General features: G+C 72.0%; 20 protein-coding genes and 1 pseudogene. 5 read left to right on the plus strand and 16 right to left on the minus strand.

Translation table 11 applies throughout. The features are described from left to right. Window positions 1–2 precede the first annotated feature (2 nt). A complete protein-coding gene (locus tag AB5J49_RS40945; protein ID WP_369173942.1) occupies window positions 3–1,301 on the minus strand; it encodes an MFS transporter in 1,299 nt (432 codons plus the stop codon). A 161-nt stretch (window positions 1,302–1,462) separates the two neighbouring features. On the opposite strand from AB5J49_RS40945, the gene AB5J49_RS40950 reads away from it, so the two are divergent. Next, window positions 1,463–3,514, plus strand: coding sequence for a phosphocholine-specific phospholipase C (locus AB5J49_RS40950; RefSeq protein ID WP_369173943.1), 2,052 nt, complete (start codon window positions 1,463–1,465; stop codon window positions 3,512–3,514). Between the two features lie 27 nt (window positions 3,515–3,541). Here the strand turns inward: AB5J49_RS40950 and AB5J49_RS40955 are convergent, their stop codons facing one another. Together AB5J49_RS40955 and AB5J49_RS40960 are read right to left on the minus strand one after the other, a co-directional pair. After that, on the minus strand, window positions 3,542–4,534 hold the full coding sequence (locus AB5J49_RS40955; protein ID WP_369173944.1) for a hypothetical protein: 993 nt from the start codon (window positions 4,532–4,534) through the stop codon (window positions 3,542–3,544). Then, window positions 4,531–5,376 carry a phosphatase PAP2 family protein gene (locus AB5J49_RS40960; protein WP_369175427.1) on the minus strand — a complete coding sequence of 282 codons (846 nt, stop codon included), beginning with the start codon at window positions 5,374–5,376 and terminating at the stop codon, window positions 4,531–4,533. The genes AB5J49_RS40955 and AB5J49_RS40960 overlap by 4 nt, the downstream gene beginning before the upstream one ends. Before the next feature lie 255 nt (window positions 5,377–5,631). Here AB5J49_RS40960 and AB5J49_RS40965 point away from each other — a divergent pair, with 255 nt between their 5' ends. Beyond that, the gene (locus AB5J49_RS40965; RefSeq protein ID WP_369173945.1) at window positions 5,632–6,246 is read left to right on the plus strand and encodes a TetR/AcrR family transcriptional regulator C-terminal ligand-binding domain-containing protein; all 615 of its coding nucleotides are present in this window, start codon (window positions 5,632–5,634) and stop codon (window positions 6,244–6,246) included. Between the two features lie 155 nt (window positions 6,247–6,401). Here AB5J49_RS40965 and AB5J49_RS40970 read toward each other — a convergent pair whose 3' ends face one another. From AB5J49_RS40970 to AB5J49_RS40980, 3 genes and pseudogenes are all read right to left on the minus strand, one after another. Then, window positions 6,402–7,406 carry a DUF2510 domain-containing protein gene (locus tag AB5J49_RS40970; protein ID WP_369173946.1) on the minus strand — a complete coding sequence of 335 codons (1,005 nt, stop codon included), beginning with the start codon at window positions 7,404–7,406 and terminating at the stop codon, window positions 6,402–6,404. Window positions 7,407–7,480: 74 nt separating this feature from the next. Continuing rightward, on the minus strand, window positions 7,481–8,635 hold the full coding sequence (locus AB5J49_RS40975; protein ID WP_369173947.1) for an anhydro-N-acetylmuramic acid kinase: 1,155 nt from the start codon (window positions 8,633–8,635) through the stop codon (window positions 7,481–7,483). A 4-nt stretch (window positions 8,636–8,639) separates the two neighbouring features. After that, window positions 8,640–9,625: pseudogene (locus AB5J49_RS40980) on the minus strand (MFS transporter); the annotation flags it as partial. 436 nt (window positions 9,626–10,061) lie between these two features. Here AB5J49_RS40980 and AB5J49_RS40985 point away from each other — a divergent pair. Beyond that, window positions 10,062–12,737, plus strand: coding sequence for an AAA family ATPase (locus tag AB5J49_RS40985; RefSeq protein ID WP_369173948.1), 2,676 nt, complete (start codon window positions 10,062–10,064; stop codon window positions 12,735–12,737). A 6-nt stretch (window positions 12,738–12,743) separates the two neighbouring features. On the opposite strand, the gene AB5J49_RS40990 is transcribed toward AB5J49_RS40985, so the two are convergent. From AB5J49_RS40990 to AB5J49_RS41025, 8 genes are all read right to left on the minus strand, one after another. Further along, window positions 12,744–13,535: an SDR family NAD(P)-dependent oxidoreductase gene (locus AB5J49_RS40990; RefSeq protein WP_369173949.1), complete on the minus strand. Its 792-nt coding sequence runs from the start codon at window positions 13,533–13,535 to the stop codon at window positions 12,744–12,746. A 64-nt stretch (window positions 13,536–13,599) separates the two neighbouring features. After that, complete coding sequence (gene pcaD / locus AB5J49_RS40995) at window positions 13,600–14,727, minus strand: 3-oxoadipate enol-lactonase (RefSeq protein WP_369173950.1); 1,128 nt, start codon at window positions 14,725–14,727, stop codon at window positions 13,600–13,602. Continuing rightward, window positions 14,724–16,049, minus strand: a complete 1,326-nt coding sequence (pcaB, locus tag AB5J49_RS41000) for a 3-carboxy-cis,cis-muconate cycloisomerase (protein WP_369173951.1) — start codon at window positions 16,047–16,049, stop codon at window positions 14,724–14,726. The genes pcaD and pcaB overlap by 4 nt, the downstream gene beginning before the upstream one ends. Continuing rightward, window positions 16,046–16,651 carry a protocatechuate 3,4-dioxygenase subunit alpha gene (pcaG, locus tag AB5J49_RS41005; RefSeq protein WP_369173952.1) on the minus strand — a complete coding sequence of 202 codons (606 nt, stop codon included), beginning with the start codon at window positions 16,649–16,651 and terminating at the stop codon, window positions 16,046–16,048. The genes pcaB and pcaG overlap by 4 nt, the downstream gene beginning before the upstream one ends. A 6-nt stretch (window positions 16,652–16,657) precedes the next feature. Further along, window positions 16,658–17,431 carry a protocatechuate 3,4-dioxygenase subunit beta gene (pcaH, locus tag AB5J49_RS41010; RefSeq protein ID WP_369173953.1) on the minus strand — a complete coding sequence of 258 codons (774 nt, stop codon included), beginning with the start codon at window positions 17,429–17,431 and terminating at the stop codon, window positions 16,658–16,660. 20 nt (window positions 17,432–17,451) lie between these two features. Further along, window positions 17,452–18,654 carry an acetyl-CoA C-acyltransferase gene (locus tag AB5J49_RS41015; RefSeq protein ID WP_369173954.1) on the minus strand — a complete coding sequence of 401 codons (1,203 nt, stop codon included), beginning with the start codon at window positions 18,652–18,654 and terminating at the stop codon, window positions 17,452–17,454. Next, a complete protein-coding gene (locus tag AB5J49_RS41020) occupies window positions 18,651–19,295 on the minus strand; it encodes a CoA transferase subunit B (RefSeq protein WP_369173955.1) in 645 nt (214 codons plus the stop codon). The genes AB5J49_RS41015 and AB5J49_RS41020 overlap by 4 nt, the downstream gene beginning before the upstream one ends. Next, window positions 19,295–20,077, minus strand: a complete 783-nt coding sequence (locus AB5J49_RS41025; RefSeq protein ID WP_369173956.1) for a CoA transferase subunit A — start codon at window positions 20,075–20,077, stop codon at window positions 19,295–19,297. Before AB5J49_RS41025 ends, AB5J49_RS41020 begins: the two co-directional genes overlap by 1 nt. Before the next feature lie 193 nt (window positions 20,078–20,270). Here AB5J49_RS41025 and AB5J49_RS41030 point away from each other — a divergent pair, with 193 nt between their 5' ends. After that, on the plus strand, window positions 20,271–20,735 hold the full coding sequence (locus AB5J49_RS41030; RefSeq protein WP_369173957.1) for a MarR family winged helix-turn-helix transcriptional regulator: 465 nt from the start codon (window positions 20,271–20,273) through the stop codon (window positions 20,733–20,735). A gap of 66 nt (window positions 20,736–20,801) precedes the next feature. On the opposite strand, the gene AB5J49_RS41035 is transcribed toward AB5J49_RS41030, so the two are convergent. Next, entirely contained in the window at window positions 20,802–21,749 is a 948-nt protein-coding gene (locus AB5J49_RS41035) for a DUF3048 domain-containing protein (protein WP_369175428.1), read from the minus strand. A 257-nt stretch (window positions 21,750–22,006) separates the two neighbouring features. Here AB5J49_RS41035 and AB5J49_RS41040 point away from each other — a divergent pair, with 257 nt between their 5' ends. Next, window positions 22,007–23,197, plus strand: coding sequence for a zinc-dependent alcohol dehydrogenase (locus AB5J49_RS41040; RefSeq protein ID WP_369173958.1), 1,191 nt, complete (start codon window positions 22,007–22,009; stop codon window positions 23,195–23,197). Between the two features lie 54 nt (window positions 23,198–23,251). Here the strand turns inward: AB5J49_RS41040 and AB5J49_RS41045 are convergent, their stop codons facing one another. Beyond that, the gene (locus tag AB5J49_RS41045; protein ID WP_369173959.1) at window positions 23,252–24,322 is read right to left on the minus strand and encodes an ATP-dependent DNA ligase; all 1,071 of its coding nucleotides are present in this window, start codon (window positions 24,320–24,322) and stop codon (window positions 23,252–23,254) included. Window positions 24,323–24,389 lie beyond the last annotated feature (67 nt).

The raw sequence follows: 24,389 nt of genomic DNA on the forward strand, positions 1-24,389 counted from the left end.
CGTCATCGTTCGAGCGCCTTGTGCGCCGTTTCCGGGAGCCGTAGATACACCAGGGACGAGCCGAGGCAGAGCGCGGCGACGTACCAGGGGAAGAGGTCCGCGTGACCCAACTCCTTGAACAGCGTGCCGACGTACGGCGCCGTACCGCCGAACATCGCGACCGTCAGCGAGTACGGGAACCCGATGCCCGCCGCCCGCACCCGGGGAGGGAACACCTCGGCGTTCACGGCCGCGCTGATCGACGTGAACCCGGTCAGCAGCACCATGCCGGCGCACTGCACGAGCAGCAGCACCGCGAACGAATCGCGCAGGGCGTGCAGCAGTGGGACGGTGAGCAGGGTGAAGCCCAGGCCGAAGAAGAGGAGGAGGGGGCGGCGGCCGAAGCGGTCGGAGAGGAGGCCGCCGAGGGGCTGGAGCAGGCCGAAGAAGGCCAGTGAGATCGTGCCCGCGAGCAGCGCGTCCGACTTCTCGATGCCCGCGTTGAGTTCGGCGTACGTCGGCAGGTACGACGTCCACGTGTAGTACGCGATCGTGCCGCCCGCCGTGATCCCGCAGATCAGCAGCGACTGGCGCGGATGGCGGCGCAGCGCCTCCAACAGGCCCGGACGCGGCGCCTGTTGCTGCTCGGCACTCCTCGTCTCCTGCGCGCCCTGGCGGATCCAGAAGCCAACCAGGCTGAGTACGGCACCGAGGACGAAGGGCAGCCGCCACCCCCAGCGGTTCATCTGCCCGTCGCTCAGCGTATCCACCAGCAGCGTCGCGACACCGGACGCGACGAGCTGCCCGGCGGTCGTCGACACGTACTGGAAGCTGGAGAACAGCCCGCGGCGGCCCGGCCCCGCCGACTCGACGAGGAAGGTCGTCGACGCCGCGAACTCGCCGCCCACCGAAAGGCCTTGGAGCAGACGGGCGAGGACCAGGACCACCGGGGCGAGGACGCCGGCCGTCTCGTAGGTCGGGGTCATGCCGACCAGCAGGCTGCTGCCGCCCATCAGCAGAATGGTGACCGTCAGGGCGGAACGCCGGCCGCGGCGGTCTGCGATCGCGCCCATGAGCAGTCCGCCCACCGGACGCATGAAGAAGCCCACCGCGAAGACCGCGAACGTCGACAGCAGCGGCACCAGGGAGTTGTCCGCGCTCTTCGGGAAGACCTCGGCCGCGATGTAGGTGGCGAGGAACGTGTAGGCGTACCAGTCGTACCACTCCACGGCGTTGCCGACCGAGGCGGCGAGGAGCTGGCGTACGGGCCGTTTCGTCGGCGGGGAATCCGTGCGCGTCGTCTCTGTCATGATCGCGACCATCCCCGCACCCCGGCCCCGGCACACCTGCCGTACCGACGACTTTCACACGAGCGCCACCAGACCCTTCCCTGACGTTTGGTGCTCCTGGAACACTCCTTCCGCGCGGCTTCCGTCACCAGCCGGCGGTCAAATCACCCCCTATGGGAAGAGGTCCCTCACTCATGCCCGAAGTCAATCGCCGCAGATTCCTTCAACTCGCGGGCGGGACCGCGGCGTTCACCGCTCTGTCGAGCAGCATCCAGCGGGCCGCCGCGCTCCCGGCGAACCACCGCACGGGGTCGATCGAGGACGTCGAGCACATCGTCGTCCTGATGCAGGAGAACCGTTCCTTCGACCACTACTTCGGCAAGCTGCGCGGCGTCCGCGGCTTCGGTGACCCGCGCCCGGTGGCGCACGACGGCGGCAAGTCGATCTGGCACCAGTCGGACGGCAGCAAGGACATCCTGCCGTTCCACCCCGACGCCGACGACCTGGGAATGCAGTTCCTGGAGGGCCTGCCGCACGGCTGGACCGACGGCCAGCAGGCCTACAACGGCGGCAAGTACGACAAGTGGATCCCCGCCAAGGGCACCACGACCATGGCGTACCTGACCCGTGAGGACATCCCCTTCCACTACGCCCTCGCCGACGCCTTCACCGTCTGCGACGCCTACCACTGCTCGTTCATCGGCTCCACCGACCCCAACCGCTACTACATGTGGACGGGCTACACGGGCAACGACGGCACCGGCGGGGGCCCGGTCCTCGGCAACGACGAGCTCGGCTACGGCTGGACGACCTACCCCGAGCGCCTGGAGCAGGCGGGCATCTCCTGGAAGATCTACCAGGACACCGGAGACGGCCTGGACGCGGCCGGCTCCTGGGGCTGGATCGCGGACGCCTACCGCGGCAACTACGGCGACAACTCGCTGCTGTACTTCAACAAGTACCGCGACGCGAAGCCCGGCGACCCCTGGTACGACAAGGCCCGCACCGGCACCGACGCCAAGAACGGCGACGGCTACTTCGACCGACTGAAGGCCGACGTCAAGGCCGGCAAGCTGCCGCAGATCTCCTGGATCGCCGCCCCCGAGGCCTTCTCCGAGCACTCCAACTGGCCCTCCAACTACGGGGCCTGGTACATCGCCCAGGTGCTGGACGCGCTCACCTCCAACCCGGAGGTCTGGTCCAAGACCGCCCTGTTCATCACGTACGACGAGAACGACGGCTTCTTCGACCACGTGGTGCCGCCGCTCCCGCCGAAGGACGCCTCGCGGGGCAAGTCCACGGTCGATGTCTCCCCCGACCTCTACCCGGGCGACAGCAAGCGCCCGGCCGGCCCCTACGGCCTCGGTCCGCGCGTGCCGATGCTGGTGGTCTCGCCGTGGAGCAAGGGCGGTTACGTCAACTCCGAGACCCTCGACCACACCTCGATCCTCCAGTTCATGGAGCGCCGGTTCGGCGTCAAGGAGACGAACATCTCCCCCTGGCGCCGGGCCATCTGCGGCGACCTGACCTCGGCCTTCGACTTCTCCCGCAAGGACAGCCGGCCGGCCGTGCTGCCGGAGACGGACGAGTACGAGCCGCAGGACCGCGAGCGGCACCCCGACTACAAGCCGACGCCGCCGGCCGGCCCGGACATGCCCCGGCAGGAGTGCGGTCTGCGTCCCTCCCGGCCACTCAAGTACGCCCCGCACGTGGACGGGTCCGTGGACGCGGCGGCCGGCAAGTTCACGCTCGCCTTCGCCTCCGGCGCCAAGGCCGGTGCGGCCTTCCACGTCACCTCCGGCAACCGCACCGACGGCCCCTGGACGTACACCACCGAGGCCGGCAAGAGCATCGCGGACACCTGGAACTCGGCGTACTCGGACGGCTCGTACGACCTGACCGTGCACGGCCCCGCCGGGTTCGTGCGCTGGTTCAAGGGCTCGAACAAGGCGGCCGGTCCGGAGGTCACCGCCCGGCACACCGGCGACGACGTCGAGCTGACCTTCACCAACAAGGGCACCGCCACGGTGGGGCTGAAGGTCGCCAACGGGTACGGCCCTCGCCCCACGGCGGTGACGGTGCGGCCCGGCGCCACGGTGCGGCGCACCGTCGACCTCGCGGTGAGCCGGCGCTGGTACGACCTGACCGTCACCTCCGACGGCGACCCGGCGTTCCTGCGGCGGTTCGCCGGGCATGTCGAGAACGGGCGGCCGGGTGTGAGCGACCCGGCGATCATCACCGAGTAACCGGCCGCGACGGACGGACCGCTCGGATCAGAGCGGTGTGAGGTGCCCCGGCTGCGGTTGCCGGGGCACCAACGCCGGTTCCTGCGCCGCCGACTCGGGCTTCAGAGCCAGTACGGCCGCCACGGGATGCTCGTCGTCGGCCTCGTGAGCGTGCGCGACGTCCGGGTCGGGCGTGAGCGCGGGCTCGGGCGCGGGTGTGAGCGCGGGCGTCGCCCGGGTGAGCAGCACCACACCCCAGGACGCCAGCCCCGCCCCGGCCAGCGCCAGCAGGATGCCGGTCGCGCCGCCCTGCAGCCGCTCGCCGAGCAGGACGAGCCCGATCAGCGCGGCGGCCAGCGGGTTCGCCAGCGTCACCACCGCGAGCGGGGCGCCCAGGCCACCCCGGTAGGCGGTCTGCGACAGCAGCAGTCCGCTCGCCGCGAGGGCCGCGACCAGCAGCGCCACCCCGGCCACCTGGAGGCTGAGCAGCGGGGCGGAGTGGTCCGTCAGGGCCACCGTCACGGTTTGCGTGAGCGCCGAGGCCACCCCGGAGGCGAAGCCGGCCGCGGCCGCGTGCCGCAGTCCCGGCCGGGCCCCCGGCCGCGACAGCATGCCGATCAGCGCCACCGTCACCGCCGCGACGGCCAGCGCCTCGGACGTGCTCAGCACCTCGTCGGGCGCGTGCCCGGACGCAGTGACGAGGAGCGCGGCCAGGCCGGCGAGCGTCAGCGCCGTACCGCGCCACTCGACCGCGCTGACCCGGCGCCCCGCGATCCGCGCGCCCAGCGGCACCGCGGCCACCAGGGTGAGCGCGCCGAGCGGCTGCACCACGGTCAGCGGACCGTACTTCAGGGCCACCACGTGCAGCAGCGCGCCGGAGCCGTTGAGCAGAACCGACCCCCACCAGGCGCCGGAGCCCAGCAGCCGCAGCGTTCCCGAACCCTGGGCGCGGGAGGCCAGTCGCTCCTGGGCGACGGCCGCGGCGGCGTAGGCGACGGCGGAGAACAGGGACAGGACGACGGCGACAAGGGTGGCGTTCATCGGTCCGCTCCCACGAGTACGGCTTCCTCGTCCCGGGCGGCCGGTACGAGCTTGTCGGCGCCGCGTCCGGCCGTGGTCGCCGTGCGCTGCGGCGAGCGAGGCGAGACGGGGGTCCCCCCGGACGAAGGCTGGGGAACGATCACCGCGAGCGCGATGCCGAGCATGGCCGTCGCCACGATCGCGTCGAGCCAGTAGTGGTTGGCCGTGCCCACGATGACCAGCAGGGTCAGCAGCGGGTGCAGGAGCCACAGCCAGCGCCACCGCGACCGGGTCGCCACGATCAGGCCGATCGCCACCATCAGCGCCCAGCCGAAGTGCAGCGACGGCATCGCCGCGAACTGGTTCGACAGGTGGTCGGTCTCGGGCGAGCCGTACACCGAGGGGCCGTAGACCTGCCCGGTGTCGATCAGACCGGTCGCGGCCGGCATGCGCGGCGGGGCGAGCGGGAACGTCAGATGCCCCACCAGGGCGGCGGCGGTGACCGCGGCGAGGACGCGGCGGGCCCAGACGTAGTGCGCGGGGCGCCGCAGGTAGAGCCAGATCAGGAAGGCCGCGGTGGCCGGGAAGTGGACGGTCGCGTAGTAGGTGTTCGCGAGGCGGATGAGCGTGTCGCCGTGCAGCAGCAGGTTCTGCACCGAGCCCTCGCCCGGCAGATGGACGGCTCGTTCCAGGTCCCACACCCGGTCCGCGTTGCGGAAGGCCTCGGCGGTGTGGCCCGTGGCGAGCTGCCGGCCGAACTTGTAGACGAGGAAGAGTCCTGCAACGAGCAGGAGCTCTCGGACGAGGGGAGGCCGCGCTATCGCGTCGGTCTCCGCCTGAGCAGGCTCGGTGCGGCCATTCATTCCCCCGGCCCTTTCGCTGACGGTGACTGGTGCTGGGTGGCGCTGGTGGTGCTGGGTGAGCTTGTCGAGCTGCTGACTGCGCGCGCTCGACGAACTCATCGATACGTCGGCGTACCGAAACGCCTCTGTACCGATACGCCACTGTACCGATACGGGCGCGTTCCGGTACAGTGGCGTTTCGATAGACGTACGACACACTGGAAGCGCGGCCTTCCCCACACCACGGGCCGCCGGACAGAGTGAGGAGAACAGTCGATGACGCCGCAGGCCGCGGACGGACCGGAGACGGTCGCCGCCTCGCGCCGCTCCAAGATCACGCCTGAGCGTGAGCAGGAGTTCTTCGACGCCGTGCTCGAACAGATCCGCGCGTGCGGCTACGACTCCGTCAGCATGGAGGGCGTCGCCGCCAGCACGCGCTGCAGCAAGTCCACGCTCTACCGGCAGTGGAAGACGAAGCCGCAGTTCGTGGCGGCCGCCCTGCGCGCCAGTCGGCGGACCCGCTTCGAGGGCATCGACACCGGCACGCTCGCCGGCGACCTGTGCGAGGCCGCCCGGGCCGCGGGGGCGTGGTCGGGCCGGGACACCCGGCTCTTCCAGGCGCTCGGACATGCCGTCATGCAGGACCCGGAACTCCAGCAGGCCCTTCGTGAGGCGCTCGTCGACCCCGAGCTCGACGCGCTGAGGGAGATCCTCCGGCGCGGGGTCGAGCGCGGGGAGGTCGCCGCCGACCATCCGGCGCTGGAGTACATCCCGGCGCAGATCTTCGGCGTGCTGCGGGCCCGTCCGATCCTGGAGGGCGAGGACGCCGATCCCGAATACATCGTCCGGTTCGTGCGGGCCGCCGTGCTGCCGGCGCTCGGCCTGACCTGAGACTCAGGCCGCCGTCCACGGGATGACTGGACGGTGACCTGTTCCGCGCCGCACCGTGGGGACGGGGGCGGCGCGCACCCCCCGGCCGGGTGGGGTTCCTCTTGAGCGGAGGGGCGCCCCACCCGGCCGTTTCGTGTCCGACAGGGGAGAGCGGCTCAGATGTCCTGGCCGCTGCCGCCGCCGGTGGACACCTTGATGCCCTTGGTGATCTCGTCGATGACCGACTGCTCCCCGGCGTCGACGCCGATGCGGACCACGACGATCTGCTGCTCACTGGCGGGCGAGGGGAAGGCGAGCGACTCGACATAGCCGTCGGCGCCCTTGCTGGTGACCGCCTTCCAGCGGACCAGATAGCCCTTCTGCCCGGCCACGGTCACCGCCTCGGAGGCCAGCACCTCGTGCGAGGTGATCTCTCCGTACCCCTTGCCGTAGGACTCCTCGGCGTTCGCCGCGATGTCCGCCTTGGCGACCTCCTCGGCCGTGTCGCCCTTGGTGCGCAGCACGAGCGCGGGCGCCGAGTAGGCGCCGCCCTTCATGCAGGTCTGGGAGGTGTCGGAGGGGCACTTGTACGTCTCGTTCGACGCCACCTGGGCGCCCGCGTTGATCTGCTGGCCGTACCAGCCGTCCGGGATGGCGATGCTGATCCCGTTGACCGGGTCGGTCACCGAACCGCTCTCCACCCGCGGTGCCTCGGACTCACCGGGGGAGGGGGACTGCCCGCCGGAACCACCGCCGCCGTTCCCGCCGTTGCCACCGCCGGAGTCCCCGAAGGGCCCGCCCTGTCCGCCACCGGGTCCGCCCTGGCCACCCTGCCCGCCCGGGCCCTGCTGCTGGGAGTTGGCGCTGCCGCCGGAGCCGTCGTCGGCGGTCAGCGCGTACACGCCGACGCCGATGCTCGCGAGGACCACCGCGGCCACTCCCACGGCTATGCCCGTGCGCAGGCCGCCCCGCCCGCCCGACGGCGGTCGGCCGGGATACCCCGGATGCACCGGATACGTGCCGTCGGCCGACAGCTGCTCCGGCGGACCCCATACGTCGGCCGAAGCCGCGGGCCGGACCTGGTCCGTCCATGCCTTGCCGTCCCACCAGCGCTCGGTGGGCGGACCGTCACTTTTCTGGCCCGGATCGGGATACCAGCCGGGAGGAGTCACCTGCGTCATGGGTCCACCGTATGAGGCCTCGGTGAAAGTCGGATGAGAGGATCCGGCTCCGGCGCACCGAAATCCGGCCCGAGTCACTCCAGGACGAGCCGAACGGGCCGCTTCCGAGCGGCCGGCGGCAGCCGCAGCCCGTCCCGGCCCGGCGTGATCGAACCGAGCACACGCGCGTGCCGGGCGCCGGTGGCCGCCGGATCGGTGCCGGGCAGTCCGTGCACGGTCAGAAACCCCAGCACGGCGAAGGCATACGCCTCCTTCGCGGCCGACGGCAGCCCCAACTCGTCGGAGGTGCGCAGTGCCACCCCCGGCAGCCGCTCCCCGAGCATGCGCAGGAGTACCGGGTTGCGCGTCCCGCCACCCGAGGCGATCACCTCCGTCCCGCCCACCGCGCGCACGGCGTCGGAGACCGTACGGGCCGTGAGCATGGTCAGGGTGGCGACGACGTCCTCGGCGGGCAGCGTCCCGAACCCGGCCAGCGCATCCCGCAGATGGCCGAGGTGGAACAACTCCTTGCCGGTCGTCTTGGGCGCGGGCAGCGCGTAGTACGGCTCCTCCAGCAGCCGTCGCAGCAGCGGTTCGTGGACGCGGCCGCGACCGGCCAGCGCCCCGTCCACGTCGTACGCGAGGCGCCCACCGCTGAACCCCGTCGCGGCCGCGTCGATGAGCGCGCAGCCCGGCCCGGTGTCGAAGGCGGTCCCGTCGGGCGCCGTGAGGTTGGCGATGCCGCCGAGGTTGAGCGCGACGGGCGTGCCCGGTCGGCCGCGCAGCCACAGCAGGTCGACCAGGCTGACCAGCGGCGCGCCCTGGCCGCCGGCGGCGATGTCGCGCGGGCGGAAGTCGGCGACCACGGGCAGTCCGGTCGCCTCGGCGATCCAGGCGGGCCGGCCGAGCTGCAGCGTGCCGTACACCTGGCCGTCCTCGGCCCAGTGGTACACCGTCTGCCCGTGCGAGGCGACCAACTCGGCCCGCCCGTCGCACAGTTCACGGTCCGCCCGGACGGCCGCGGCCGCGAAGGCCTGCCCGATCCGCGTGTCGAGCCGGCACACCTCGGCCATCGAGGTCGTCCCCGGCGGCAGCGCCGCCGCGAGCGCCTCCCGCAGCGCGTCGTCGTACGCCTCGCTCACCAACCCCAGTGGCTTGAGCACGAGGCTGTCGCCGACGAGGCCCAGCTCGGCCGCCGCCGCGTCGATGGCGTCGTACGACGTGCCCGACATCAGGCCGATGACCCGCATCCGCTCAACTCGCCTTTCGCTGCGGTGACTTGATCAGAGCGAGGGCGCTCACCGCGCACGTCGCCGCCGCGTAGTACGCGGGGATGTCCACACTCCCCGTTCGTTCGATCGTCTCCGTGATGATGAGTCCTGCGCAGCCCGAGAACACCGCATTGGACAGGGCGTAGGCGAGTCCCAGCCCCGTGTGGCGCACGTTCGTCGGGAACGACTCGGCGAGCATCGCCGGGCCGGGTCCGGCCATCAGCCCCACGACGGCACCCGCGCCACACACCGCCGCACCCTTCACGGTGAGGGAAACGCCCGGGTCCTGAAGAAGGTTGAGCAGCGGCACCGCGAGGACCACCACCAGCACCGCCCCCGTCAGCATCACCGCCCGCCGCCCGACGCGGTCGCTGAGCCATCCCGCCGGCACGATCGTCAGCGCGAACCCCAGGTTGGCCGGCACCGTGGCGATCAGAGCCTGCTGGAAGGTCGCGTCCAGCGTGGACTGCAGATACGCGGGCAGCACGACCAGGAAGGTGTACCCGGCCGCCGCCCACCCCATGATCCGCCCGGCGACCAGCGCGATCGCCCCCGCGACCTCGCGCACAGGCGGCCGCTCGGCCTCCCGCTCCTTTCGGAACGCCGGCGTCTCGTCCAGCCCCAGCCACAGCGCGCCCAGCCCCAGCGGCAGCGTCAGCAGGAACGGCAACCGCCAGCCCCAGTCGCCCAGTTGCCGCTCGGTCAGCACGGTGGCGAGCAGCGCCGCCGCTCCCGCACCGCCGAGCAGCCCCAGCGCCACGGTGAACGACTGCCACGACCCGTACAGCCCACGCCGCCCGGGGGCGCGAACTCGGTCATCACCGACACCGCGCCACCGAACTCCCCACCCGCCGACAACCCTTGAAGCACCCGCAGAAACGTCAGCAGCCACGGGGCGAGGGCGCCGACCGTGGCGTACGTCGGCAGCACGCCGATCAGCGTCGTCGCCCCTGTCATCAGCGTGATCACCGGGGTCAGCACGGGGTGATGACGCTGCGTGGTAGGTTGCCGACACCCCGTCAGGGGCGTCGTGGCAGGGCCTGCCGGAGGGACGACACCGCGCCAGCGGTCGAGCGTCCGTGAACCTCAACCCACCGGGTTGGAATCCTCCCGTGTCAGCGGGGGGAGGAGCCCAATCGATGAAGTTGCCCACCGAGCCCGCCAGCAGGGCCCTGCGAGCACGTTCCGTGTCGACCGGCAGGACCCTGCGGCGGGCTCGGTCACGTTCGTGGCCGGTTGACGGTTCCGAGGTCAACAAACGCTGGTCGCGAGGCTGTCGCGTCGCCCTCCCGCCCCCGCTGTCACCCATCACGGCAACAGGTGCCCCGACCGGCCTCCACTCAGTCAGCCGGACGGCTACGCTCGGGGTCTGTACGTCGATCGGGCGACTTGGGGAGGTAACGGGATGACGGAGGTACGGCCCACACAGGCCGCCTCGGCCTCCCTGTGGGAGCGCGACGAGGAACTCGCCGCGGTCGAGCGGGCCCTCGACACCCTGGGCGCCGACAAGTCCTCCTCGGGCAGTCTGCTGGTGCTCCGGGGCGAGGCGGGAATCGGCAAGACCGCGCTGCTGGCCGAAACACGCCGCATCGCCGAGGCACGCGGCTGCACGGTGTGGTCCGCCCGCGGCAGCGAGACCCTGAGCTCCGTCCCCTTCAACGTCGTACGGCAGTTGCTGCAGCCCGCCCTGCTGTCGCTGATGCCGGAAGAGGCACGCGAGTACCTCGGCGACTGGTACGACATCGCCGGGCCCGCCCTCGGCATCGCAGACCCCGGCGAGCGCCAGGCCGACCCGCAGGGCGTCTGCGACGGTCTGGTGGCCGCCGTACGCCGACTGGCCCGGCGTGACTGGCCGCTCGTGCTGCTGGTCGACGACGCCCACTGGGCCGACCAGGAGACCCTGCGCTGGCTCGCCGCGTTCGCCGAGCGCCTCGCCGAACAGAACGTCCTGGTCGTGGTCGCCCGCCGCCCCGGCGAGGTCACCGGCGACAGCGCCCGCCACCTCGACGCGATCGCCGCCGCGGGCTGCTCCGTCGCCAACCTGAGCGCCCTCACCCCGGACGCGACCGCCGGCCTCACCCGCGCCACCCTGGGCCAGCACGCCGACGCCCCGTTCTGCCGCGAGGTCTGGGCCGTCACCGGCGGCAACCCGTACGAGACCGTCGAACTCCTCGCCAAGGTGCAGGACAGCGAGATCGAGCCGACCGAGTCCGCCGCCGGTGAACTGCGCGCCCTGAACCGCGCGGCGCGCGGCGGCGGCCTCGTCGCCAGGCTCAAGGACCTCGGCGTCGAGGCCACCCGGTTCGCCTGGGCGGCCGCGATCCTCGGCACCGAGATCACCGTGGACCTGGTGGCGGAGCTGGCCCAGACGAGCACCGACGACGCCGGGCGGTGCGCCGAACTGCTGCGCACCGCCCGCATCCTCACCGTGCCCGACCCCGCCAACCCGCAGGCGGACGACGGCGACCTGCAGTTCGTCCACCCGCTGATCGCCTCCGCCGTCTACAACTCCATCCCCGACGCCCTGCGCACCGCCATGCACGGCATCGCCGCCCGCGTCGTCACCGACAACGGACGCGGAGCCGCGGTCGCCGCCCGCCACCTCCTGGAGGTCCACCCGGACAGCGACGAGGAACTCGTCGAGCAGCTGCGCGAGGCGGCCCGCGAACACCTCGCCGTCGGCGCCCCCGGCGCGGCCCGCCGCTGCCTGGAGCGCGCCCTGCTGGAACCGCCCGTACCCGAAGTTCACGCGCGCGTGCTGTACGAACTCGGCTGCGCCACCCTGCTCACCGCGCCCGCCACCACCGTCGTCCACCTCCAGACCGCGCTCGCCATGCCCGGCCTGGACGGCGGCGAACGCGTCGACGCCGTCGTCCGCCTGTCCCAAGCGCTGCTCCACAACAACCAGCCGGAGGAGGCCGTCCGCACCGTCGAGGCGGAAGCCGCCCGGCACCCGGCCGGACCCGCCAAGCTGCGGCTCCAGGCGGTGCAGTTCATGTGGGAGGGCATCCACGCGGGCGAGGCGACCTCCCCGGGGCGCTCCGCGCGCCTCGCCGACCTCGCCAAGACCTGCACGGGCCGCGACAACTCCGAGCGCGCCCTGCTGATCCTGCGCGGCTTCGACGCGATGGCCCGCGGCGAGAACGCCGAGGAGGTCGTCGAAGTGTGCGACCGCGCCCTCGTCAACGGCCGGCTCGCCCCTGGACTCGGCTGGACCGACCCCGAGTGGGGCATCGAGCTGCCGATGATGCTCGCCAGCGCCTACGCCTTCACCGACCGGCTCGACCGCGCCGAGAGCCTCTACAGCGAGGCCCTGCGCGCCTACGAGTCCGCCGGCTGGAGCGGCGGCCACCTCTCCCTGGCCCACGCCTACGTCGGCCTCGGACACCGCAGGCGCGGCCGGCTCCACGAGGCCGAGACCTCCCTGCGCAAGTCGCTGGCGCTCGCCGAGCGCGTCGGCCGCCGACTGCCCCTGCACTGGTCCGCCACCTGCAACCTCGTCGACACCCTGCTCGCCCGCGGCCATGTCGAGGAGGCCTGGGAGATCGCCGAGCAGTACGGCTTCGCCCCGCCCTACCCGTCCACCATCGTCCTGCCGGACCCGCGCTCGGTCCGCGGCCGCCTGCTCCTCGCGATCGGCCGCACCCAGGAGGGGATCAACGAACTGGCGGCGGCGGAGAAGGCGGCGGCCGTCCGCGGTCACCACAACCCGGTGCTGGTCCCCTGGGCCGTCGACCTGGCCCGCGCCCTCGCGAGCGTGGACCCGCCGCGCGCCGCCCGGCTCGCCACCGACGTCCGCCGGCACGCCGAGCGTCTCGGCACCGACACCGCGATCGGTGAGGCCCTGCGGTGCGCTGCCGCGTTGGAGACCGGGCAGCGAGCGGTGCGGCTGGCCGAACAGGCCGTCGCCTACCTGGAGGCCTCACCCTGCCAGTACGAACACGCGGCCGCCCGCGTCGAGTACGGCATCGTCGCCCGCTCGTCCGCGGAACTCCGGCGGGGGCTGACGCTGGCGCGGTCGTGCGGTGCGGACGGGCTGGTGGCACAGGCGGAGTCGGCGTTGCTGTCGGGCGTGGTGTGAGGCGGGTCAGAGGGCCAGCAGCTGATCGGTGACCGCGGCCAGCCGCCGCCGCACTTGTGAGTCGTACGTCCCCTCGTGCGCCCGGGACGGGCTCGTGCCGTCGAAGTAGGCGCCCGTGCCCAAGTCCTGGGTCGCCAGGGCCAGCACGCCCGGGGCGCCGTCGGCCACCGTGCTCCAGGGGTTGACCCCGCCTTCGCGCACCATCGCCGTGTCCATGAAGGTGGCCGGGTGGAGCACGTTCACGGCGACACCGGTGCCCGTCAACTCCTCGGCGAGGGCGAAGGTATGGGCCGCCAGGGCGAATTTCGCTCGTCGGTACGCCGCGAAGCCGTCGTATCCGCGTCGGAACTCGACGTCGTCGAAGTCGAGGGGTTCCTGGCCGGCCGAGCCCACGTTGACGATCCGGGCGGGCGTGTTCGCGCGTAGTACCGGGAGCAGGGCGCGCGTCAGGGTCACCGGTGCCAAGTAGTCGACGGCGAGCCGTAGTTCGTGTCCGTCGATGCTCAGCTCGCGTCCCGCGCCGGGCGCGCCCGCTCCCACGCCCGCGTTGTTGACCAGCACGTCCAGGTCGGGATGCGCGTCGGCGACATGCGTGGCCAGCTCGCGCACCTGCTTCAGCGAGGCCAGATCGGCGACGAACCCCTCGGCGTCACCCTCGGTGCGCAGCTCCTCGACCAGCTGCTCCGTACGGCCCGGGTCGCGTCCGTGCGCGAGGACGACGTGCCCCGAGCGGACCAGCTCGAAGGCTACGTGCCGGCCGAGACCGGAGGTGGCGCCGGTGAGGAGAATCGTGGACATGCCTCCACCGTAGACACGTGGTGGAGGCATGTGCGAGGTGCTGCTGAAGCTACGACCAGCAGGGTCACCCTTCCTCTTCCGCGAGCACCCGCTGGGCCGCCGCGAACGCCGAGTTCGCCGCCGGAACCCCGCAGTACACGGCCGTCTGCAGCAGTACGGCCCCGATCTCCTCCGGCGTCAGCCCGTTGCGCCGGGCCGCCCGCACATGCATGGCCAGCTCGTCGTAGTGGCCGTGCGCGACCAGCGCCGTCAGGGTGATCATGCTGCGCTCACGGCGGGTGAGTGTCGGGTCGGTCCAGATCTCGCCCCAGGCGTAGCGCGAGATGAAGTCCTGGAAGCGCGCGGTGAAGGCGGTCTGCCGGGCCTGCGCCCGGTCGACGTGGGCGTCGCCGAGCACCTCGCGCCGCACCTCCATGCCCCGCTTGGCGCTCCCGGCCGCTCCGTGGAAGTGCGCCCGCAGTGCCGTCAGCACGGCCTCCGGACACTGTGCCGGCGCCAGGTGCGAGGCCCCCGGGAGCTCGACGAGCGCGGCACCGGGCACGGCGTCCGCGATCTCCCGCAGATGCGCGGGCGGAGTCGCCGGATCGTCGCGCCCGGCGATCAGCAGCGCGGGCGCGGTGATGGACGCCAGCTCGTCCCGCAGATCGAACGCGGCCAGCGCGTCACAGCAGGCGGCGTACGCGTCCGGATCGGCGTTCCGATGGTCCTCGACCAGCCTCGGCACGGTGAACCCGGCCGTGAACCAGCGCGCGTTCGCGCCCTCGGCCAAGTCGGCCAGTCCCTCGCGCCGCACCAGCGCGGCCCGCTCCTCCCACGGCTTAGCCCCGTTGAAGTGCGCCGACGAACAGATCACCGCCAGCGAGGAGACCCGTTCGGGACGGTGCACGGCAAGATGCAGCCCCACCGCGCCGCCCAGCGAAACGCCGGCGTACGCGAACCGCTCGATGCCGAGCGAGTCGGCGAGCGCGAGCACCAGGTCGGCGAGGTCGCCGACGGTCGCGCCCGGCCCGATGAGATCGGCAGCCGAGCCGCCGTGTCCCGGCAGATCCCAGCGGACCAACCGATGGGTGATCGACAACTCGGGAGCGACCTTGTCCCACAGGGCGTACGAGGTGCCGAGCGAGGGTCCGAGAAGCAGCGGGGGCGCGGAAGTGGGCCCTTCGGCACGGTGGTTGAGGAGTTTGGTGGTCAACGTCGCTCCAGAGCACGGTCGGTGAGGGCTCCCGCGGAGCCGGTGTAGTGCGTGGGATCGAGGTCGACGTCCGCCAGCTCCGGTGCCTGAGCGAGTGGCTTTCCCTCGGACGCCAGCCGGGTGAGCAGTTCCTTGGCACGGGCACGCCCCAGCACCGGCGCCAGCTCGGCGGACAGCCGCTCGGAGACGATCAACCCGTGGGTGAGATCCAGGTGTTCCCGCATGACCTCGGGTCTGGCCCGCAGCCCCTCGGCCAGTTCGACGGCATCCCGGGCGGCCCCGCCGACCAGCCGCAGCAGCTCCCTCAGCGGCTCCCACTCCGCGTGCCAGGCCCCGGCCGGCCGCTCGTCCTCCGCCGCCAGCGACCCGTACAGCGTGGCCGCGAGCTGAGGTGCCCGCCGCGCTGCGGACGCGATCAGGGTGGACCGTACGGGATTGGACTTGTGCGGCATGGCGGACGATCCGCCGCCGCTGCCTTCCACCACCTCGGCGATCTCGGTGCGGGACAGGGTGAGGACGTCCACGGCGAACTTGCCGAGCGCGCCGGCCGCGAAGGCGAGGCAGCCGGCGAGATCGGCGACGGGCGTGCGCAGGGTGTGCCACGGCAGGTCGGGCGCGCGGAGGCCGAGTTCGCGGGCGTACGCCGCCACAAGCGCGGTCGGATCGCTCGCGCCGTACGCCCCGAAGGCCGCCAACGTCCCCGCCGCACCCCCGAGTTGGGCGGGCAGCGAGTCCCGTACGGCCGCTGCCCGGTCCCGCGCGTCCAGCACCAGCGCCCGCCACCCGGCCGCCTTCAGCCCGAACGTCGTCGGTACGGCGTGCTGGGTGAGCGTCCGTCCCGGCATCGCGGTGTCGCGGTGCTCGGCGGCCAGCCGGGCCAGCGCCCGCTCCGTACGGCCGAGGTCGCCGAGGACCGGATCGAGCGTGCGCACGGCGACCAGCATCGTCGCCGTGTCCATGATGTCCTGGCTGGTCGCGCCCCGGTGGACGTAGGGGCCGTACGCGTCACCGACCGCCTTCGTCAGATCCGCGACCAGGGGGATGACCGGATTCCCGCCCGCTCGGGCCCGTTCGGCGAGGGACCGCACGTCGAAGCTGTGCCCGTCGGCCGCCTCGCTCACCGCCGTCGCCGCCTCGGCCGGGGCCAGCCCCAGCGCCCACTGGGCCCGGGTCAGCGCGGCCTCCGCGTCGAGCAGCGCCCGCAGGTAGGCGGTGTCGCTCGTCGCGGTCGCGGCCGGGGAGCCTGCCCACCCGGGGGCGAGCAGGCCGGTGTCGAGGTCGGCGGGTTCGGGGGATGCGGCGGGATCGACAGGTGGTGTCACTGGAACTCCAGGAAGACCGTCTCGCCTTCGCCCTGAAGGCGGATGTCGAAACGGTATGTCCCGTTGCCCTGGTGCACCGCGATCAGCGTGTCGCGGCGTTCCGCGTCCAGCCGGGACAGCAGCGGGTCGGCGGCGAGCGCCTCCTCGTCGCCCGGCAGGTAGATCCGGGTGAACAGATGCACCAGCAGCCCGCGCGCGAAGACGCACACGCTGAGGTACGGTGCGCTCTGCCCGCGCGCCCCGGGCCGCAGCGTCCGCGCGGTCCAGTGGCCGCCCGCGTCCGTCTGGATCCGGCCCCAGCCCGTGAACTCCACGCCGTTGCGGCCCAGGAAGCCGCCGCTCGCCGGGTCACGCCGCATCGAGCCGTCGACCTGCGGGACGTTGCCGTCCGGGTCGGCACCCCACAGCTCCACGAACGCGTCCGGCAGCGGGTTGCCCTCGCCGTCGTAGACGTACCCCTGAAGCGCGATCGTGTCGGGGTGGCCGATCGGGGCGATGTCGCCGCCGCCGGGGAAGGGCAGGGCGTGGCCGTAGAAGGGGCCCACCGTGTGCGACGGGGTCGGGAGCACGGTCTCCGGACGGCTCGTGTCGATCTTCGTCATGGCAGGTCAGCGCCCTTCTTCGATCCAGGTGGCGTTCGGCCCGTCGAGCACGATGTCCCAGTGGTAGCCCATCGAGAACTCCGGCACCGACAGACTGTGGTCGTACGTGGCGACCAGCCGCCCGCGGGCCGCGTCGTCCGTCACCGACTGGATGATCGGGTCGTACGGGAACAGCGGGTCGCTCGGGAAATACATCTGCGTCACGAGCCGCTGGGTGAACGCCGTGCCGAAGAGCGAGAAGTGGATGTGCGCCGGCCGCCAGGCGTTGACGTGCTGACGCCACGGGTACGGGCCCGGCTGGATGGTGGTGAACTCGTAGAAGCCCCTGTCGTCCGTCAGCGTGCGGCCGACGCCGGTGAAGTTCGGGTCCAGCGGGGCGTCGTGCTGCTCGCGCTGGTGGGCGTAGCGGCCCGCCGAGTTCGCCTGCCAGATCTCGACGAGCTGGCCGCGGATCGGGCGTCCGTCGCGGTCCAGCAGCCGGCCGGAGACGGTGATCCGCTCACCGATCGGCTCGCCGTTGTGCTGCTTGGTGAGGTCGTTGTCGATCTCGGTGATGTCCCGCTCGCCGAAGGCGGGGGAGGACAGCTCCACCAGCTCCGGGTCCTTGGTGACGTCGATCGCGATCGGCGGCTGCTTGGGGTGGCGCAGGACCGAGGAGCGGTACGGCGCGTAGTCGCGCCGCGGCTGGTGCTCGACGGGGGCTCCGTCGGCGACCCGCTTCTCGTACGCGGCGTGCTCGGCCGCGATCTCCTGGTCGATGTCGTGCTGCGTGAGAGTCATGAGGGTTCCTCGGGGGGTTCTTAGCGCTCCAGGACGAGGGCGAGGCCCTGGCCGACGCCGATGCAGAGGGTGGCGACGCCGGTTCCGCTGCCTTTGCGGGCGAGCTGGTGTGCGACCGTGCCGGCGAGGCGGGCACCGGAGGCGCCGAGTGGGTGACCGAGGGCGATGGCGCCGCCCTGGGGGTTGAGGACGGCCGGGTCGAACTCGGGCCATTCGGCGACGCAGCCCAGGACCTGGGCGGCGAAGGCTTCGTTGAGTTCGAGGACGTCCAGGTCGGCGAATCCCTTGCCGGCCTTGGCGAGGGCGCGGTTGACGGCCTCGACGGGGGCGAGCCCGAAGTAGTCGGGGTCGAGCGCGTTGACACCGGTCGCCGAGATCCGCGCGAGCGGCTCGCGACCGGTCGCGGCGAGACCCTCCTCGTCGACCAACAGCAGTGCCGCGGCACCGTCGTTGAGCGGAGACGCGTTGCCCGCGGTGACAGTGCCTCGCGAGGTCCGGAACGACGGCTTCAGCTTCGCCATCGCCGCCGACGAGGCGTCCGGCCGTACGCATTCGTCCGCAGCGAGGACGACCGGCTCGCCCTTGCGCTGCGGGACCGGCACGGGGGTGAGTTCGGCGTCGAACAGGCCCGCCTGCTGGGCGCGCGCGGCCTTGCGGTGGGAGGCGAGGGCGAACTCGTCCTGCTGTTCGCGGCCGATCTTGTGCTTCTCCGCGATGAGCTCGGCCGATTCACCGAGTGGGATGGTCCACCGCGGTTCCATCTGCGGGTTGACCATGCGCCAGCCCAGGGTGGTGGAGTACAGCTCGGTGTGCCCGGCCGGGAAGGGCCTGTCGGACTTGGGCAGCACGTAGGGCGCCCGGGTCATCGACTCCACCCCGCCGGCCACGGCGATGGAGGCGTCGCCGACCGCGATGGCGCGGGCCGCCTGGATGACCGCTTCGAGGCCGGAGGCGCACAGGCGGTTGACGGTCACGCCGGGCACGGACGTGGGGAGCCCGGCGAGGAGGGCGGCCATGCGGGCGACGTTGCGGTTCTCCTCGCCGGCGCCGTTGGCGTTGCCGAAGTAGACGTCCTCGATCCGGGACGGGTCCAGGTCGGGGGTCCGGGCGAGGAGTTCGCGGATGGCGTGGGCGCCGAGGTCGTCCGGGCGGACGGAGGCGAGGGCGCCGTTGTAGCGGCCGACCGGGGTGCGGACCGCGTCGACGATGTACACCGGGTTCACAGCAGGCCCTCCGCGATCGTCAGCTTGGCGTCGGTCTTGGCGATGATCTCGTCGACGGCCACGCCGGGCGCGACCTCGGTCAACACCAGCCCGTCGCGTGTCACGTCGATCACGCCCAGGTCGGTGATGACCCGGTTCACGCAGGCCTTGCCCGTGAGCGGCAGCGCGCACTCGGTGAGGATCTTCGCCGAGCCGTCCTTGGCGGTGTGGGTCATCACCACGATGACCGTGCGGGCCCCGTGGACCAGGTCCATCGCGCCGCCGATCCCGGTGATCATCTTTCCGGGGATGGCCCAGTTCGCCAGGTCACCGGCCTGAGACACCTGCATCGCGCCCAGCACGGCCACATCGATGTGCCCGCCGCGGATCATCGAGAACGACAGCGCCGAGTCGAAGAAGGACGCCCCCGGCAGCACGGTGACGGTCTCCTTGCCCGCGTTGATCAGATCGGGGTCGACCTGATCCTCGGCCGGGTAGGGGCCGGTGCCCAGGATGCCGTTCTCCGACTCCAGGATCACCTCCACGCCCTCGGGCAGATAGTTCGGGATCAGCGTCGGCAGCCCGATGCCGAGGTTGACGTACTGCCCGTCCTGAAGCTCGCGTGCGGCCCGCGCGGCCATCTCTTCCCGCGTCCACGCCATTACTGGCTCACCGTTCCTCGTGCCGAAGGCGCAGAAACCGTGCGCCGTTCGATCTGCTTGTCCGCCGCCTGCTCCGGGGTGAGCGCGATGACCCGCTGCACGAAGATCCCCGGCAGGTGCACCGCGTCCGGATCGAGCTCGCCGGGCTCGACGAGTTCCTCCACCTCGGCGATCGTCACCCGCCCGGCCATGGCGGCGAGGGGGTTGAAGTTCCGGGTGGACTTGTTGAAGACCAGGTTGCCGTGCCGGTCGCCCTTCGCCGCCCGGACCAGGGCGAAGTCGGTACGGATGCCCCGCTCCAGTACGTACTCGACGCCGTCGAACTCCCGCACCTCCTTCGGCGGCGAGGCGAGCGAGACGCCGCCCTGGCCGTCGTAACGCCAGGGCAGCCCGCCGTCCGCGACCTGCGTACCCACCCCGGCCGGCGTGAAGAACGCGGGGATCCCGGCGCCGCCCGCCCGCAGCCGCTCGGCGAGCGTGCCCTGCGGGATCATCTCGACCTCCAGCTCACCGGCCAGGTACTGGCGGGCGAACTCCTTGTTGGCGCCGATGTAGGAGCCGGTCACTCGGGCGATCCGCCCGGCCGCGAGCAGGATCGCGAGGCCGGAGTCCATCGCCCCGCAGTTGTTGGAGACGACCGACAGTCCGCCGGTGCCCTGCTCGTACAGGGCCTGGATGAGCACGTTCGGCACACCACTCAGCCCGAAACCGCCCACCGCGAGCGAAGCGCCCTCGGGCACATCGGCCACTGCCTCAGCGGCTGTGGCGACCACCTTGTCCATCCGTAAGCTCCATCTCTCCAATTACTCAGGGCACTGAGTATTTCAGCGAGCTTTCCCTCACGCTGCCACTGGAGCGGCCGGGCGTCAAGGCTTCTGCATCTATGCAGGTCAGGTAAAGGTGGGGGAGGGAGACAGGGATGGGTGTGTGCGGTTATCGTTCAGTACACCAACGAATTCGACCTCGGGAGCGCACATGGCCGCGGTGGACCTCACGACCCACCCCGGGCACCTCGCCCGGCGGCTCCAGCAGGCGCACTACCTGCTGTGGAACACGATGGTCTCCGAGGAGATCACTTCGCCCCAGTTCGCCGTCCTCAACGCGCTCGTCGCCGAGCCGGGCCTGGACCAGCGGACGGTGGGGGAGCGGGTGGGGCTCGACCGGTCCACCATCGCCGAGGTGATCAGCCGGCTCGGCCGCCGCGGGCTGCTCGACAAGGTCCGTGACCCCCAGGACGGCCGACGTTTCCTGCTGCGTCTGACGGACGACGGGCTGCGCACGCACAAGAAGCTGACCGTCCGCACGGCCCGGATGAACCAGGTTTTCCTGGCCCCGCTCTCCGTCGAGGAGCAGACGCTGTTCTTCCACCTGATCCGACGGGTCGCGGACGCGGCCGAGGGGCTCCGCAACCCGGCGGAACCCCTCGTCACGCAAGGCTGACACGCGGCCCGAAGCCTGTTCACTCGGAAGCATCGTCGAGCATCGTCGCCCGGACGCCCGGCATGCTCAGGACGCCTTCGCGAACACCACCCACACCTGGCCGTGCTGGAAGTTCATCGGCTTGCCGTCGTCGGTCGTGAACGTGGTGCCGTCCGTGGCCTTCGGGCGCTTCCAGTTGACGTCGTAGGCGTGCCCGTCGCGCAGCACCTGTGCCCGCCCGGAGCCCACGGTCTCGGTGTACGGCGTGTAGTTGCCGACGGAGTCGTGGAAGTCGGACCTGCGTACCTTCACGTACTGCACGACGACCGTGCCGGCCGCCACCCGCTTCCCGTCCGTCGTCCTGGCGGCGTTGCCGTCCATCGCGACCAGCCAGCGGTCCTGGCTCTTGGACCAGGTGAAGTCGAACCGGGCCGCCGGGAAGTGCACCGTCCGCGAGGTCTCGGGCCTGCCGCCCGCGGGGGCCGCGCCGAAGCGGAAGCCCGTCGTCAGGACGGAGGTGCCCGGGGCGGAGGACATCAGCCGGCCGGGTCGCAGATAGAGGTTGTGCGGCGAGGGCCTGTCCGTGCCGCGGAAGTACGCGTCGGCCGCCTTCTCGGGCGGCTTCGCCTGCAGTGGTGCGCTGCCGATCAGCGGCAGGAGCCTGCCCTGCGCACCGGAGAAGGCGAGCATCGGCCGGTCGAACTGGCCCAGTAGCTCCAGATCGCTCTCGCGGGCGCTGCGCACCGGCCCGATGACCTCCGGCAGCTGCTGTGCGTACACCGCCATCAGGCGGCTCAGCCCGGCCTCGACCTGTTCGACGTACACGATGTCCGCCGCGTTCAGGCCCGTCGGGGGCCGGGCGGCGCGGACATTGTCGATCTTCACGGCCAGCACCGAGGCGCCGTTCACGTGGGTCTCGCTCGTACCTGGGGAGGGCGGACGCTCCCGTCCGCGGCCGTCGTCGCGCGGGCCGTCGGCCGTCGTGCAGCCGGCCGCCAGGGAAGCCGTCAGGACGGCCGCCAGCAGCCCCGCCATGGTCGTGGCGCGTCTTGTGCGCGCCTTTGGTCGCCTGCCCACTGTCGTCACCCGCAGCCACCCGCCCCGTCCGTGTAGTTAATTGTGCACTTATCAGTTCATAGGACGCCATACGTCGCTGGTTCCGGCCTCCGGCCGACCGGCCGGTCCGCGGTGCGTGTCGTCCGCCGTCCGAGCGGTTCGGCGGAGAAGCGCAGGGGTACCCGGGCGGCCACCGCACGAGCGGACGCGCACACGTGACGGAGGGAGCGCGGGCGATGAGGGCAGTGACCTGGCAGGGCAAGCGGGACGTGCGCGTGGAGAACGTGCCCGATCCGACGATCCAGGAGCCGACGGACGCGGTCATCCGCATCACGTCCACCGGGCTGTGCGGCTCCGACCTGCACCTGTACGAGGTGTTGACGCCGTTCATGACACCGGGGGACATCCTCGGGCACGAGCCGATGGGCATCGTCGAGGAGGTCGGCGCCGGGGTGCCGGACCTGCAGGCGGGGGACCGGGTCGTGGTGCCGTTCCAGATCGCCTGCGGCAACTGCTGGATGTGCCTGACCGGGCTGCCGACCCAGTGCGAGACCACCCAGGTCACCGGCGAGGGCATGGGCGCCGCCCTGTTCGGCTACACCCGTCTGTACGGCGCGGTGCCGGGAGCCCAGGCGGAGTACCTACGTGTCCCGCAGGCGCAGTTCGGCCCGATCAAGATCCCGGAAGGGCCGCCCGACGACCGGTTCGTCTACCTCTCCGACGTCCTGCCCACCGCCTGGCAGGCGGTCCGCTACGCCGAGATCCCGGAGGGCGGCAGCATCGCCGTGCTCGGCCTCGGCCCCATCGGCGACATGGCCTGCCGGGTCGCCCAGGTGCGGGGCGCCGGGCGGGTGTTCGGCGTGGACCTGGTCCCCGAGCGGCTGCGGCGGGCGCGCGAGCGGGGTGTCGAGACGTACGACCTCAGGAGCTTCGACGACGAGAAGGAACTCGTCGCCGCCATCCGCGACCAGACCGACGGCCGCGGTCCCGACGCAGTCATCGACGCGGTCGGCACCGAGGCCCACGGCAGCGCCGCCGCGCGGCTGGCCCAACAGGCCTCGGCGATGCTGCCGCGCAAGCTGAGCGGTCCGCTCGCCGAACGCTTCAGCGTCGACCGGCTCGCCGCCCTCTACACCGCCATCGACCTGGTGCGGCGCGGCGGCACGATCTCCCTGTCCGGCGTGTACGGCGGCACGGCCGACCCGATACCGCTGCTCACCCTGTTCGACAAGCAGATCCAGCTCCGGATGGGGCAGGCCAACGTGCGCCGCTGGACCGACGACATCCTGCCGTACCTGACGGACGAGGATCCCCTCGGCGTGGACGACTTCGCCACGCACCGCGTGCCGTTGAGCGATGCCCCGCACGCGTACGAGATGTTCCAGCGCAAGCAGGAGGGCGCGGTGAAGGTGCTGATGAAGCCCTGACTCGCCCTGTGCTCTGCTCTCGGTCGGATTGCTCCAGGTCGGACCTGCTCCCGGTCAGGCCCGTGGCGCGAAGATCTCCGCGAGGTCGTAGCGCACCGGCTCCTCCAACTGCGCGTAGGTGCAGCTCTCGGGGCTGCGGTCCGGGCGCCAGCGGCGGAAGCGGGCCGTGTGCCGAAAACGCACCCCGTTCTCCATGTGGTCGTACGCCACCTCGGCCACCCGCTCCGGCCTGAGCGGCACCCAGGACAGGTCCTTCTTGCCGGACCAGCGGCTCGGCGCGCCCGGCAGCCGGGCCGACTCGTGCGCCGCCTCGTCGGCCCAGGCCGCCCAGGGATGCCCCGTGGCATCCTCCATGCGCAGCGGCTCCAGCTCCTCGATCAGCTCGGCGCGCCGCTTCATGGGGAACGCCGCCGACACGCCCACGTGCTGCAGGGCGCCCCGGTCGTCGTGGAGACCGAGCAGCAGCGAGCCGACGACGGGCCCGCTCTTGTGGAGGCGGTAGCCCGCGACGACGACGTCCGCCGTCCGCTCGTGCTTGATCTTGAACATGGCCCGCTCGTCCTGGAGATAGCGCAGGGAGAGCGGCTTGGCGATGACACCGTCCAGACCGGCCCCCTCGTACTGCTCGAACCACCCCTGGGCCGTGTCGATGTCGGTCGTCGCCGGCGCCACGTGCACCGGCGCCGTCACCCCGGACAACGCCGTCGTGAGCATCGCCCGCCGGTCCGCCAGCGGAACCTCCAGCAGCGACTCGTCCGCCAGCGCCAGCAGGTCGAACGCCACGAACGACGCCGGGGTCCGCTCGGCCAGCGTCCGCACCCGGGAGTCGGCCGGGTGGATGCGCTCGGTGAGCGCGTCGAAGTCCAGCCGCCCCTCCCGCGCGATGACGATCTCCCCGTCCAGCACGCACCGCTCGGGCAACCGCTCCTTCAGCCCCGCCACCAGCTCGGGAAAGTACCTGGTCAGCGGCTTTCCGGTACGACTGCCCAGCTCGACCTCGTCCCCGTCGCGGAACACGATCGCCCGGAAGCCGTCCCACTTCGCCTCGTACTGCATGCCCGGCGGGATCTTCGCCACCGACTTGGCGAGCATCGGCTTCACGGGCGGCATCACCGGCAGGTCCATGCTCCGATTCTGCGCGCACACGGGCGGTGCCGCCCGGTGTGCGAGGTGTGCCCGGTCGGCCTACCGT

The organism is Streptomyces sp. R28 (assembly GCF_041052385.1).
GTDB lineage: Bacteria > Actinomycetota > Actinomycetes > Streptomycetales > Streptomycetaceae > Streptomyces.